Origin of the sequence: Paenarthrobacter aurescens (assembly GCF_025421775.1) — a bacterium.
Lineage (GTDB): Bacteria > Actinomycetota > Actinomycetes > Actinomycetales > Micrococcaceae > Arthrobacter > Arthrobacter aurescens_B.
The window spans coordinates 323,688-336,343 of the sequence record NZ_JAOEFX010000002.1 but is presented as its reverse complement, the minus strand read 5'-3'; the positions used below and the strand labels follow the sequence as shown (position 1 = coordinate 336,343).

General features: G+C 62.5%; 12 protein-coding genes. 5 read left to right on the top strand and 7 right to left on the bottom strand.

The window, feature by feature from the left end:
- The first annotated feature begins 5 nt into the window (after positions 1-5).
- Complete coding sequence (locus tag N7568_RS04895) at positions 6-506, top strand: GNAT family N-acetyltransferase (protein WP_261608775.1); 501 nt, start codon at positions 6-8, stop codon at positions 504-506.
- A gap of 34 nt (positions 507-540) precedes the next feature.
- Here the strand turns inward: N7568_RS04895 and N7568_RS04890 are convergent, their stop codons facing one another.
- Positions 541-1,230, bottom strand: a complete 690-nt coding sequence (locus N7568_RS04890) for a hypothetical protein (RefSeq protein WP_261608774.1) — start codon at positions 1,228-1,230, stop codon at positions 541-543.
- A 62-nt stretch (positions 1,231-1,292) separates the two neighbouring features.
- Positions 1,293-1,775 (bottom strand): hypothetical protein, encoded by a 483-nt coding sequence (locus N7568_RS04885; protein ID WP_261608773.1) that lies wholly within the window; start codon positions 1,773-1,775, stop codon positions 1,293-1,295.
- Positions 1,776-1,822: 47 nt separating this feature from the next.
- Here N7568_RS04885 and N7568_RS04880 point away from each other — a divergent pair, with 47 nt between their 5' ends.
- From N7568_RS04880 to N7568_RS04865, 4 genes are all read left to right on the top strand, one after another.
- Positions 1,823-2,254 carry a VOC family protein gene (locus N7568_RS04880; RefSeq protein WP_261608772.1) on the top strand — a complete coding sequence of 144 codons (432 nt, stop codon included), beginning with the start codon at positions 1,823-1,825 and terminating at the stop codon, positions 2,252-2,254.
- Positions 2,251-2,745 carry a DinB family protein gene (locus tag N7568_RS04875; protein WP_261608771.1) on the top strand — a complete coding sequence of 165 codons (495 nt, stop codon included), beginning with the start codon at positions 2,251-2,253 and terminating at the stop codon, positions 2,743-2,745. The genes N7568_RS04880 and N7568_RS04875 overlap by 4 nt, the downstream gene beginning before the upstream one ends.
- Positions 2,746-2,787: 42 nt before the next feature.
- Positions 2,788-4,626 carry an HNH endonuclease signature motif containing protein gene (locus N7568_RS04870; RefSeq protein ID WP_261608770.1) on the top strand — a complete coding sequence of 613 codons (1,839 nt, stop codon included), beginning with the start codon at positions 2,788-2,790 and terminating at the stop codon, positions 4,624-4,626.
- Between the two features lie 292 nt (positions 4,627-4,918).
- Positions 4,919-6,256: an amidohydrolase family protein gene (locus N7568_RS04865; RefSeq protein WP_261608769.1), complete on the top strand. Its 1,338-nt coding sequence runs from the start codon at positions 4,919-4,921 to the stop codon at positions 6,254-6,256.
- Here the strand turns inward: N7568_RS04865 and N7568_RS04860 are convergent.
- The 5 genes from N7568_RS04860 to N7568_RS04840 are packed head-to-tail and all read right to left on the bottom strand — an operon-like array spanning position 6,253 to position 12,632.
- Entirely contained in the window at positions 6,253-6,975 is a 723-nt protein-coding gene (locus N7568_RS04860) for a YesL family protein (protein WP_261608768.1), read from the bottom strand. The two genes, N7568_RS04865 and N7568_RS04860, sit on opposite strands and share 4 nt — an antisense overlap.
- A 5-nt stretch (positions 6,976-6,980) precedes the next feature.
- Positions 6,981-8,645, bottom strand: coding sequence for an ABC transporter substrate-binding protein (locus N7568_RS04855; protein ID WP_306422591.1), 1,665 nt, complete (start codon positions 8,643-8,645; stop codon positions 6,981-6,983).
- A 5-nt stretch (positions 8,646-8,650) separates the two neighbouring features.
- Positions 8,651-9,520 (bottom strand): carbohydrate ABC transporter permease, encoded by an 870-nt coding sequence (locus N7568_RS04850; RefSeq protein ID WP_306422640.1) that lies wholly within the window; start codon positions 9,518-9,520, stop codon positions 8,651-8,653.
- Between the two features lie 56 nt (positions 9,521-9,576).
- The gene (locus tag N7568_RS04845; RefSeq protein ID WP_261608765.1) at positions 9,577-10,557 is read right to left on the bottom strand and encodes an ABC transporter permease; all 981 of its coding nucleotides are present in this window, start codon (positions 10,555-10,557) and stop codon (positions 9,577-9,579) included.
- Positions 10,557-12,632: a beta-galactosidase gene (locus tag N7568_RS04840; RefSeq protein WP_261608764.1), complete on the bottom strand. Its 2,076-nt coding sequence runs from the start codon at positions 12,630-12,632 to the stop codon at positions 10,557-10,559. Before N7568_RS04840 ends, N7568_RS04845 begins: the two co-directional genes overlap by 1 nt.
- Between the last annotated feature and the right edge of the window lie 24 nt (positions 12,633-12,656).

Sequence of the window (12,656 nt, the reverse complement as noted above, 5' to 3'; positions counted from 1 at the left end):
CTGAAATGCTTCCCCACCCCACGGACCGGTTGCGTTTCCGCGAGATGACCCTTGCTGATCTCGACGTGATGAGCTCGATCCTTGGTGATCCCCTGGTGATGACGTACTACCCTGCACCAAAAACCCGTGACGAAGCAGCAGCCTGGATCGAGTGGAACCGGGACAACTACACCCGCCACGGGTACGGGCTGTGGATTATCGAAACGCACGACGGCGAATTCGTTGGCGACTGCGGACTGACGTGGCAGAACGTCAATGGGCGATCCGAACTTGAGGTCGGCTACCACGTTCGGGCTGACCTTCAGGGGCGAGGGTATGCGTCAGAAGCGGCTTTGGCGTGTTTGGAATATGCGCGCGGCACAGTCGGGGCGGCGTTACTGGTGGCCATCATCCACCCGGACAACGCGGCTTCGCGTCGTGTTGCTGAGCGGCTTGGGATGCGGCACCTCGAGGACGATCGGGGCGAATCAATCGTGCGGACAGTGATGGGTGTGGAGTTGACCTAGCTGCTGTGCCTTCCCCCCACACGCCACCGAGGCGTCAAGCGAACCGCACGTCCGTATCCGGGTCCTTGCGGGCATCCAACATGCTGACAATCCTGCTCTCAAGTGCGGCAACCGTTGCCTCCGGCAGCACGATCAGGCCATCGAGTTCCTTGCGGGCCCGCTTGTACGCCGTCTGCCGTTCGGCGGGGGTGGCGGCAGTGTCCTCCGCGATGCGCAAGAGCTTCCTCGCTGTGGCCAGTCGTTGGCGTTCGGGGCCGCTGAAGTTGCCGTCCTTGATGCGTCTGGCTTCGCGTTCGGCCACATCGAAAGCGAGTTCGTAGCTGTGGACTGCTGCCCGATACTCAGCCAGCCGGGCCGGCGTCGAAATCTCTTCCGGTGTTCCGGGCCGCAAGCCGTCGGCTTCTTTCTTGGCGCGCAGGAACGCAACCGTCAGTGGTTCACGGACGTCGGTCATGAGGGGGAAATCAATGAGGTTACCGACGTCGAGCTCGTAGTCGAGCCACCTGTGGTTCACAGAATCATGGGCAGCAATCAGCGAGACTACCTCGGCCTGGTTGGCTTCCTCGTGCACCGCCAACTGGTTCTTCAGCTTGAGCAACTCCACCTTGCGGCGATGCCGTTCCTCGCTGGCCTTGGACCACGACCTTGCCCAGCCACCAGCCATTCCGCCGATTGGGAAAATGAGCCACCAGTAACTGCCAAGGAAGTCGAAGAGGGGTTCCACTGCTCCATCCTCCCACTGGCTCGAACGTGGGCTCAACAGGCAGGGCGGATTAGGCGGGTTTCTCAGCGAGAGATGGTGAGTGGCTCGGTTCGCATGGCACAGGAAGCCCTTTCCAGGGGCAACTCCCCTTGTCCCACCCGGTTGTTCCGGCCCGTGTCGTCGCACCAATCCACGCCGTGCGGAACGGCATACACAGACGCTGCTCCCGAGGCCGTCTGCTGCGGCACGTCAAAGGTGTAGGCGAACGCGCCTGCGTCGGACATCGGGGCTGTCGTGTTGACGACCTCAGCACCGGCCGCATCTGTGACGACAATCAGGACCGCCGCCTTCTTTCCGTAGCGGGGATCGCACTTGGCATCCAGCGCCGAAACCGTCACCGCTTCACCGGGCCTGGCGGACGAAGGGGTCACTTGGTATTCGGGAGGCATACAGGGCGGTGAACCCAAAGAAGGGCTGCACCCGACAGCGCCCATGGCGAGGAACACGGCCAGCACCAGCATCCATGACGCCGCTCGGCGGGACCTTGGCTGCGCTGGTTTGGCCATGCCTTCATTGTGGCACCACTGTCGTCCCCTCCCGATAGGCTTCCCCTATGGACCAGCGACTGCATTTCCTCACGTTCGCCACCAAGGATCTCGACGCCGCGCGCGCCTTCTATAAGGACGGGCTCGGTTGGGATCCGGCCATGGACGTTCCGGGCGAGATCCTCTTCTTCCAGATAGCGCCAGGGCTGATGCTCGGCCTGTTCGACGCCGAAAAGTTCGACCAGGACCTCGGCGCCGCTGCACCGACGGCGGGAGTCAGCGGCGTGACGCTGTCGCACAACGTCGGCAGCCCTGCGGAAGTCGCCAGCACCATCGATGCCTTGGTGGCGGCTGGCGCAACGGTGGTGAAGCCTGCGCAGACGGGGGCGTTTGGCGGCATCTTCCACGGCCACGTCAAGGATCCGAACGGCATCGTCTGGGAGATCGCCCACAACCCCGGCTGGGGGATCAACGACGACGGCACGGTGGTTTTCGGATGAGTGCACTGCCGCAGACGTTCGCCGATGACGTCATCAAACAGGACGCCCGGACCCAGTTCGATACGTTTCTGGACGAGCATCGCAGGGCCCTCAACGCATCCCTCGATGGACTCACTGAAGAACAAGCACGACGGCGGTTGGTCGCCTCGCGTACAACGCTTCTGGGCTTGGTGAAGCATGCGACCTTCGTGGAGAAGGTGTGGTTCGACGAAGCCATCACGCGAAGGTCCAGAGCGGATATTGGCATCCCGGCGTCGCCTGATGAGTCGTTCATCCTGGACGACCACGACACCATTGCCAGCATTCAAGCGGCTCACTTGGAAGCGTGCGAGGCGTCCCGGCGCGCGGCCGCTGCGCTTGCCCTCGACGATCTGCTGCTGGGAAACCGCCGCGGCCCACTCCCCCTCCGCTGGGTCTACCTCCACATGCTGCGGGAGCTCGCGCAGCACTGCGGGCACGCAGATATTTTGCGGGAACAGGTCACCGGGTAGTCGAGGCCTAATAATGTCGGACCCCCCTGACACGATGTTCTTATGGAAGAAACGGGGCAGTTTTCGGCGCTCAGGGCGGAATCGTCCCCTGCTGTGGCTGCCCTGACCGCGGTCCGGTCACGACGCTTCTTGAGCAGGCCGGAATTGCATAAGGCCGGGTTCAAGGATTCGACGGTGCCCGTCACCTGGACCGGCCGCTTCCACGGCGCTGGGCTGCCAAACAGTAAGGCCAAATCCGCCCGGGCTTCATCGCTAACGGGCCCCGCCCCGGCCGACGTTTCGGCCCAAAAGACAGGATCGATCCCTAAGGCTCAGCGGAATCCCCGGACCAGCCTTGGCTCCAAGTCGGCTCAGCCAGTCCAACGTTTCGACACTCAGCGTCCTGGTCCCAAGGCATCTGGCGGGCTGAACCTGACAGAGCTTCTTAACGACAGCGCTGCACTTCTGGACTCCGCACGCTTGTCCGCCTCGGATGAGGCTTCTCTGTTGGGGTTTGTTGAGGCTGCTGACTTTGCCGGCCGGGTGGAGGAGATCTCCCGGTGTGTGGAGTACTTGCAGGTTGTTGCGGCGCAGGCGGTGGAACGGTCCCGGACGGAAGCTCAGCAAACGAAGCCAGGGTCCTCGGCAGCCGCGCCGGAATGGCGGACGGGCTGGACTGACCAAGCCACGGGCACAACAGATCCGGAGGCAACAGTTCCGGGGGCGGCCAGTGTCTTGGATGATGGGTACCGGAACGCGGCCGAGTTCCTGCGGGCACGGTTGCGGATCGGCATTGGCGAGGCCCGGCGACGGCTTGCCCTCGCCGCCGAAGTCCTCCCCCAGACGGGCATGACCGGACAGGAAATCCCGGCCCGCCGCGAAGTCCTCGCCGCAGCCCTCTCCTCAGCGTTGGTGCCGTCCCGGTCGGCGTCGATCATCAGCACCGCCCTGGACAAGGTCCGGCACCTCACCGACCAGGACACCATCGCCCGGATGGAACACGCCCTGACCACCACCGCCGTGGAGACCGACCCGGACTTCGTCACCAAAATGGCCAAACGCTGGGCCGACAGGATCGACCAAGACGGACCCGAACCCACCGAAGAAATCCTCCGCCAATTCCAAGGCGCGTTCCTCCGCCGCCGACGCCGCCACGGACTCCACCACCTCGAAATCTTCGCCACCGACGAACAATACGAAATCCTCGCCACCGCCATGAACGCCGCCACCAACCCCCGCCTCACCACACAAGGACCCAAGGACACAGCCGGCCCGGACCTGGACCGCCGCACCCGGCCCCAGAAACACCTCAACGGCCTCGTCGGCGCCTGCAGCGTCGCGATGAGCACCGGGAAACTGCCCTCCAACGGCGGACTCCGACCCCAACTCACCGTCACCATCGACCACCGCGACCTCTTCGAACACCTCACCGGCACTCAACTCCCAGACACCGACACAACCCGGAATCCCCTCAGCACAGGAACAGCGACGTTCACCGGGCCGATCCACCCTGACACCATCCGCAAAATCGCCTGCGACGCCGACATCATCCCCGTCCTGCTCGGCAGCGACTCCCGGATCCTGGACATCGGCCGGACCACCCGGATCTTCCCACCCCACATCCGCAAAGCCATCACCGCCCGCGACGGCGGCTGCGCCTTCCCCGACTGCACCATCCCCGCCCCCTGGTGCGAAGCACACCACACCACCTACTGGTCCCACGGCGGCACCACCTCAACCAACAACGGCACCCTGCTCTGCAGCCACCACCACCACCTCATCCACAAAGAACAATGGCGCATCAACATGACAACAGGCGTCCCCTGGTTCATCCCCCCACCCCACCTCGACCCAAACCAAACACCCCGACGCAACCACCACCACACACCCCACAGAACATAGAGATCCTGTGTGGCGTGGATGCGCCGCGGGCGTGGGTGAGAGTGACCTTTTGGGTCGGATTATTGGGAGGGCCAGGCTACACCTTGTTCGTTTCCGGGCCGCCTCCCTGTGCCGACGCGTGCCCCCGTCCCCGACCATCGACTCCACATCTTGGCATACCAAGCGCGCAGCGCACCCTGGTAAGTTGCAGATATTGCTTGCATTGAACAGCAAGCCTGAGGCATTCTGGAATACCAAATGCTTAGCCGCAGCCAAGTAGCGGCCCAGCAGCTCGTTCCCCAGGAGCCTAACAATGTGCCTTCACGATCACACCTCAGCACCCAAGCCCCAGGGTGAGTTGCCCCGCCGAGGCATCCTCGCCGGAGCCGCAGCACTGGCCGGGATTTCCGTGGCCGGCATCGCCGCGCAACTGGCATCAGCGCCCGCCGCTCTTGCGGACAACACGCCGTCGGGTCCGAACTATCCTGGCCGGCCGCTGACCACCCAGGCGCTCATCATCGAGGGCGGAACCGTGGTGGACCCAAAGACCGGCGATGCTGTGGCAGATGGAGTGCTGGTGCTCGACGGCGGCAAGGTCGCCGCCGTGGGCAGCCGGGACGAAACACGCAAGGCTGTTGCCGCCGTCGCCAACCGTGCCCGCAGACTCAATGCCTCGGGCAAATGGGTCCTTCCAGGACTCGTCGATGCCCACGTCCACGCCAATGCACTGGCCGATGCCCGCGCCCTCCTGCAAGGCGGAGCCACCAGCGTGCGCAGCGGTTCGAGCACTTTCTACCAGGACATTGCCCTCGCCGCCCTGCCATCGTGGGCTCCCGGCCTCTCGCCCCGGATGACCCCGGCGGGACTGTTTATCTCACCGGATCAGGGAGATTCCCTCCTGGCTGATCCGGATTTGGCACCTTTGGCGACGCTCAGTGGTGGCGTGACGGAGCCACAGGACCTCGCGTACCTGACCCGCATCAACCTCAAGCGCGGCGCCGAGGTCATCAAAACCCGCGCCAACCCGCGGGCCGGCCTTCCCGAGCAGGATCCCCGTGAGTTGGTCTACAACGTGGACCAGCTCGGAGCGATCGTCAAGGCAGCCAAGGGAGCCGGTGTCCTCTGCCATGCCTACAGCGCCGAAGGAATCGATGGCGCCGTCCGCGCCGGGGTTCGCAGCATCGAGCACGGCGTCTTCATGTCGGAAAGGACCATCCAGGAGATGGCCCGGCGCGGCACCTTCTTCACACCCACCATGGATGCCATCACCAGCATGGCCCGCTCCTCCAACCCGATCCTGGCCGCACGCGGAACGGAGTACACACCCATCCTTCAGTCCGCGGTACGCGCAGCCAAGGACGCTGGAGTCACGATTGTGGCCGGCACCGATTCCTTCGGAACCGACGTGACGCCGATCGGCACGGAAGCGCGCTTGCTCGCGGAAGCCGGGCTGACACCCTTGGAAGCATTGCAGGCAGCCACCATCAATGCGGCGCGTTTGCTGGGACGCGGCGAAAACGTTGGTCGTTTGGTTCGCGGCTCCATGGCGGACGTCGTGGTGGTGGACTCGGACCCCCTGACCGATGGCTCGGCTTTGGAAAAGGTCAGCACAGTGATCGCCCAAGGTGCCGTGGTGCGGACGAACCTCTAGCCAGCCACGGACGGTCCACCAGCCACCGTGAACTTTGCTTCCACAGCTGCCAACAGTGGGCGCGAGTTGAGGCAGACCAGGTACAACACCAAACCGGCGACAAACAAAGCCAGCCAAGCCGTGGTCATCACCAGGACAAACGCGGTGACGAAGAGGATCCCGGCGTTGCCCAGTGACACCCGCCTCTGCACGCCCAAGGTGTAAACGGACAACCGATGGATGTCCCGTGTTCGGAATGCGAAGCGGGACAGGAGGAGCATCGCGTTCATGGCTGTTGTGCACACCATGAGCGCGAGCCCCACCAGCCCTATGCGCGCGGCCAGTTGGACAGGATCAGTTCCACCGGTGGACCCCGGGGAAGAGGTTCCGGGCAGGACAGCCAGATTGAACGCGATCGCCCCCAGCAGCAGCATGTAAGGAAGCCACACCACCAAGGCCTGCCCAAAGTTGTCCCGGTACGACTTCACGAAGTCGTGGAACACCCCTGTGTCCTCACCGGCGGGAAGCCGATTGAAGGCGTAGCAGGAAGCCACCACAGCGGGGCCCACCAACACGAACCCCAACAACGCCACAGGACCCACGAGTCCCGCCAACAGCGGCAGGAGAACCACATACACATTGGCCAGCACCAACAAAGCGGCGCAGACCATGACGCCATAAACAGTGCCAGCTGCTTTGAATAACGGCCCTGACCCGTACTCCGTCTTCCTGCCTGCCATCAGGACTACTTCTTGTCCGCGTAGGCCTTGTACGCCTTGTTCGCCAGCTCAACGTATTTAGTCTGGCCCTTGCTATCGAGTTCCTTGACGTAGGCGCCGAACTCAGTGATGCTCCGCTGCCCGGTGATGAACTTGAGGGTGTTCTGCTTGACGTGGTCCTTGAGCGGGGTGAGTGCCAAGGTAGCTTGCTCGCGGTCGACGTCGTTAAACGGTACTGGCGGAGCAACCGGGCGCGGCTTCTTGGATTTCATGGCCTTTTGGAAAGCCAGTTCCTCTTCGTTGAAGGTGGAGTGCAGCAGCTCGGTGGCACCGCCATAGGCGAAGTTGCCTCCGGAGAAGCCGAAGTCCACCCGAAGGTCCTTGGTACCGGCGGGGTTGAGTCCTTGGAAGTTGATGTCGGCCGCGAGTTCGCGCTTACCGCCGGACTTGGTGAAGGTGGTTCCTTCTACGCCCCACTTGCTGAATTCCTGCCCGGCGTCGCTGTAGAACAACCAGTCGATGTACTGGATGAGCGCCACAAAGCTGTCCTTATCCTTCACCGACGAGTTCAGCATGAGTCCGTTTTCAAGTCGGGTTCCACCGATGATGTCGCCGGCAGGACCGCCGGGGACGGTGATCTTGCCGATCTCGAACTTGCCCTTGCCCAGGGACTGCTCCATTGATGTGCGGTACGTGATGACGTTCTGCGAGTTGGCACTGATAACGAACGATTTGCCCGACACGAACTTTTGGATGGCAGAGTCATCGGTCTGTGTGAAGCTTTCGGGGTCCATCAGGCCCTCGGACACCAGCGAGTTGAAGTAGGTCACCAGTTCCTGGAACTTGTCCGAGCCAGCGGCAAAGCCGAATTCCTTCTTGTCCTCGTCGAACTGCAATCCATCCACCAGACCCCACCCGGCAACGGTCCCGAAGGAAGGCGCGGCAACGTTGAGGACACTGTCGCCCTTGAAACGGTCCGAGAAAGGCACGACGTCGGGATAGGCCTTTTTGAGCGAACGCAACACGTCCCGGAATTCGTCCCACGTAGTGGGCTCGGAGAGACCTTCCTTCTTCAGCACGTCCTTCCGGAAGCACAGCGAGTAATCCGGCCACAGTTCCTCGTGCAGGCCCGGAAGAACGTAGTACTTACCGTCTTCCTGCGTCAGGGCTTCAATCTCGGGCTCCAACTTCCACTTCTTCACCTTTTCCTGGAAGTGAGGCATCAGGTCCACGTAATCGCTGACCGGGAGCACCGCACCGGCCGAGACAAAGGCCGATTCCTGGCCCGGATAGGTCTTGGCGATGATCTCCGGGGCACTGCCGGAGCTGATGAGCAGGCTGCGCTTCTGTTCGTAATCGCTGTTGGGCACAATGGTGGGTTCCAAGGTGATGTTGTTGTCGCTGGCCATCTTGGTAAACAGCAGCCAGTCCTTCTTGTACGGGTAGGTGGGCTGGTCGGAGAACAGGAAGGTGAACGTCAACGGCACCGTCGCCTTGAACGTGTCCCCTACGCCGAAGCTGTCCATCGCACCGTTGCGGGACTTGGACGTGTCCACCTTGCCGGTGGTGTCGGCGTCGCAGCTGGTCATCATCAGTCCGATGGTGACCACGGATGCGAGTCCCAGGAAGTCTCTCCGGCGAAAATCTCGTGTGCGGAACTCAGGTTTGTGGATCATTGGATGTCCTTTCATCAGGCTTATTCCTTGACGGAACCGAGCATCACGCCCGAGAAGAAGTACTTCTGGACGAAGGGGTAGATACAGAGGATGGGGATGACGGTCAGGACGATGGTGACCGACTGGATGTTGGCGGCGATCTGGCCGACGTTTTCCGCTGTGCCGCCGGCTGAGCCCGCTGTGGTGACTCCGGCGATCATGTTGCGCAGGTAGATGGTGACCGGAAAGAGATCCGGGTTGTCGAGGTAGAGGAAGGCCTGGAACCAGGAGTTCCAGTTGGCCACCGCATAGAACAGGACCATGGTGGCCATGATTGCTTTGCTGAGCGGCAGGACCACCCGGAACAAAATGCCGTACTGGGTAAGCCCATCAATCGAGGCCGCTTCCTCAAGCTCCCGGGGCATGTTCTCGAAGAACGACTTCATGATGAGCAGGTTGAATACGCTGATGGCGTTGGGCAGAACCACGGCCCAGATGGTGTCCCGCATGCCCAGCGAGCTGATGAGCACGTAGTTGGGGATGAGCCCGCCGTTGAAGAACATGGTGAACACGGCCAGGCCAATGAAGACACTGCGTCCCTTGAGGTCCTTCTTGGCAATGGCGTACGCGAAAGCCGTGGTGAGCACCATGGATATCGCTGTTGCCACCACCGTGTACAGGACGGTATTGCCGTAGTTGTTCCAGAAGGTGGAGTCGGCCAGGATCAGCTTGTACGTTTCGGTGTTGAACCCCATGGGGAACAGGTTGACCTGCCCGGCGTTGATGAAGCCTTCGCTGGAGAACGACTGGGCAATGATGTTCAGGAACGGGTACACCGTCAGGAACACCACCAGCAGCAGGAAGACCAGATTGAAGGCCCGGAAGATCCGCATTCCGCGGGAAACCTTCATGTCCTTCAGGAGGACACCTTGGGCTGCGGCGCCCCGGATTGCAGTAGCTGTCTTGTTCACCACAGGCTCGTTCCTGCGACGCGCTTGGAGATCGCGTTCGCTGAGAGGATCAACGTGAGGCCAATGACGGATTCGAACATTCCGATGGCGGCCGCATAGCTGAAGTTGCTGGATTCCAGGCCCACCCGGTACAGGTAGGTGGAGATGACGTCTGAGGTTGCGTAGTTGAGCGGGTTGTAGATGAGCAGGATCTTTTCGAAGCCCACCGCCATGAACGTGCCGATGTTCAGGATCAGCAGCGTGATGATGGTGGGGCGAATGGCTGGAAGGGTCACGTGCCAGGTCTGCTGCCAGCGGTTGGCGCCATCGATCCGTGCGGCCTCATAGAGTGACTCGTCCACCCGCGTCAGCGCGGCGAGGTAGAGGATGGCGCCCCAGCCCATGGTCTGCCACACCTCGGAGCTGATGTACATGGGCCGGAACCAGCCCGGATCCTGTGTGAAGTTCACGGTGGTGCCGAACAGGGATTCCGCGATCTGGTTCACGGTGCCGTTCATGGAGAAGTTCTGCAGGATCATGCCGGCGATGATCACCACGGACATGAAGTGCGGCAGGTAGGCCACCGTCTGCACGAATTTCTTGAACTTCTGCGACCTCAGCTCGTTGAGCAGAAGCGCGAAGATGATGGGCATCGGGAAGCAGAACACCAGGGTCAGGACACCCAGGATGATGGTGTTCTGGAACGCCTGCCAGAAGCTGGGATCATTGATGAACAGGGTGACGTACTTGAGGCCAACCCACTTCTCGCCGAAGATACTGCCGCCGGGCTGGAACTGGCGGAAGGCGATCACGTTGCCCGCCATCGGCAAGTACCTGAAGATCAGGAGATACAGCAGGGGCAGGGCCACCAGCGTGTACAAACGCCAGTCGCGTTTGATGGCCAGCTTCCAGCTTCCAGGCTTGTCGCGCCGCTTCTTTGCCGAGCCTGGTTCGGGGCCCGCGACCGCTTTGGGCGGAACGTCCAGTCGTAGTGCCATCAGTCCGCCGCCCGTTCCACAGTTTCGTCGAGAATCAGGACGCCGTTCGCAGGGAGCTCAACCGGCCCGGTGACCGGGCGTCCGCTGATCCGGTCCATGCCGCCGTCGACGACGTCCACGCTGGCGGGCGCGTCGTTGTGGTTGAGCACCATGAGGAAGCTTTTGGGGGTACCGTCAGCGCTGGTGCCAGTACGACGGCGGACCTGGACTCCCGTAGGTGCCGTCAGTTCCGGCTCCACACCTGCGGTCCGGAGTTCGTCGTCAAGGAACTGGTTGAGGAGGTCCTCGTCGACGCGCGCCGACAGGTACATCGCGGCGCCCAGACCAAAGGAATTGCGGGTCACCGCTGGTGTGCCTGCCAGGCGGCCGGAAGAGTAGCTGGCCAGTACCTCCGCCGTTTCGGCGTGCAGATGCTCAGTCCAGTAGCTCGCCGAGGAGGTGCCGCCGTCGAGCGTTGAAAGTTTCACTTGCTCGCCCTCTCCGGCGAGCGGATGCATCTCTTCGCTCCACGCCCCGAGGACTTTCCGCAAAGCACCCGGGTAGCCACCAAGGCGGATGGTGTTGTCCTGGTCCACGATCCCGGAAAGGTAGGAGACCACCACCCGCCCGCCGTTGGACACGTAGTTTTCCACCCGCACCGCGGCGGCATCCGTCAGGAGATACGACGCCGGCAAAATCACCAGGTTGTAACCGGACAGGTCGCTGTTGGCATTGACGAAATCGACCGTGATGTTGGCGTCGAAAAGCGGGCGGTAGAAGCGCAGGACCTCCTGGGCGTAGTTGAGGTCCGAGCGGGGCGAGTTGCCCAACTCCAGCGCCCACCAGCAGTCCCAGTCGAACACGATGGCAACTTTGGCCGCAGAGCGGGTCCCGGTCAGGTCATCCAAGGACTTCAGTTCCTGTCCCAGCTCACACACCTCACGGAAGATGCGTGTGTTGGGACCTGCGTGGTTCACCATAGCCGAGTGGTAACGCTCAGTCCCGCCCTTGGCTTGGCGCCATTGGAAGAACAGGATCGAGTCGGCGCCCTGGGCAATGGCCTGATACGAACCGAGCCGCATCTTGCCCGGAAGCTTGGAGACGTTGACGGACCATTGGCTGACCGCGCCGGTGGCCTGCTCCATCACCATCCACGGTTGGCCGTGGCGGAGTGAACGCATGAGGTCGAAGTTCAGCGCAGCAGCGATGTGCGCGTCTTCCTCGCGCGGGTCCGGGTAGATGTCCAGCGCGGCGGCGTCTTCTTCGGCCGCCCATGCCCAGTAGTCGTTGGTCTTGTAGAAGCGCATGAAGTTGGTGACGATCGGCAGGTCCGGGCTGTGCCGGCGGAGGATGTCACGCTCCGCCTTGAAGTGCTCCAGCATGCTGTCCGAGGTGAAGCGGTGAAAGTCCAGGCGACGGGAAGGGTTGGACCAAGTCCGCGGCTGGGCCGGAACGCGAACCTGGTTCCAGTCCGAATACAGCTGGCCCCACACTGCCGTGCTCCAGGCCTCGTTCAGTTCCTCCAGCGTGGAGTACTTCCGCTGCAGCCACTCCCGGAATGCCTTCTCAGCCCACGGGCCATAGGACGTGGGACCGTATTCGTTGCCCACGTGCCACATGCGCAGTGCGGGATGGCTGGCGTAGCGCTCCCCCATCTTTTCCGCGAGGGCCAGCGACTTGGCGCGGTACACCGGGTGGGAAACGTCGAAGTGTTGCCGCGATCCGAATCCAAAGATGCTGCCGTCGGGGCGTTCCGGCATGATGTCCGGGTGCTGCTCCACCAGCCAGGCCGGAGGGACAGCGTCCGGTGTTGCCAGGTCCACGCCGATGCCGTGCCCATGCATCAGATCCATGACGTCGTCCAGCCAGCTGAAGTCGAAGACGCCATCACTGGTTTCCAGCCGGCTCCAGGAGAACACGGCCAGCGTCACGAGGTTCACACCGGCTTGCTGCATGAGTTTGGCGTCCTCAAGCCACACTTCGCGCGGCCACTGCTCGGGGTTGTAATCGCCGCCGTAGGCAATGCCGCCTATTCGTTGGTGCAGTTGCTGCAGCCGCGCCTCTGCAGCCCGCAAGTCCTCAGGGTGGATGGTCATCGTTGTCCTTCACTCGGCCTTCGT

Excerpts from the sequence above, each read along its gene's own strand:
- N7568_RS04895 (WP_261608775.1), top strand. The coding sequence starts at position 6 with ATGCTTCCCCACCCCACGGACCGGTTGCGTTTCCGCGAGATGACCCTT.
- N7568_RS04885 (WP_261608773.1), bottom strand. The coding sequence starts at position 1,775 with ATGGCCAAACCAGCGCAGCCAAGGTCCCGCCGAGCGGCGTCATGGATG.
- N7568_RS04880 (WP_261608772.1), top strand. The coding sequence starts at position 1,823 with ATGGACCAGCGACTGCATTTCCTCACGTTCGCCACCAAGGATCTCGAC.
- N7568_RS04875 (WP_261608771.1), top strand. The coding sequence starts at position 2,251 with ATGAGTGCACTGCCGCAGACGTTCGCCGATGACGTCATCAAACAGGAC.
- N7568_RS04870 (WP_261608770.1), top strand. The coding sequence starts at position 2,788 with ATGGAAGAAACGGGGCAGTTTTCGGCGCTCAGGGCGGAATCGTCCCCT.
- N7568_RS04865 (WP_261608769.1), top strand. The coding sequence starts at position 4,919 with ATGTGCCTTCACGATCACACCTCAGCACCCAAGCCCCAGGGTGAGTTG.
- N7568_RS04860 (WP_261608768.1), bottom strand. The coding sequence starts at position 6,975 with ATGGCAGGCAGGAAGACGGAGTACGGGTCAGGGCCGTTATTCAAAGCA.
- N7568_RS04855 (WP_306422591.1), bottom strand. The coding sequence starts at position 8,645 with ATGAAAGGACATCCAATGATCCACAAACCTGAGTTCCGCACACGAGAT.
- N7568_RS04850 (WP_306422640.1), bottom strand. The coding sequence starts at position 9,520 with ATGAAGGTTTCCCGCGGAATGCGGATCTTCCGGGCCTTCAATCTGGTC.
- N7568_RS04845 (WP_261608765.1), bottom strand. The coding sequence starts at position 10,557 with ATGGCACTACGACTGGACGTTCCGCCCAAAGCGGTCGCGGGCCCCGAA.
- N7568_RS04840 (WP_261608764.1), bottom strand. The coding sequence starts at position 12,632 with ATGACCATCCACCCTGAGGACTTGCGGGCTGCAGAGGCGCGGCTGCAG.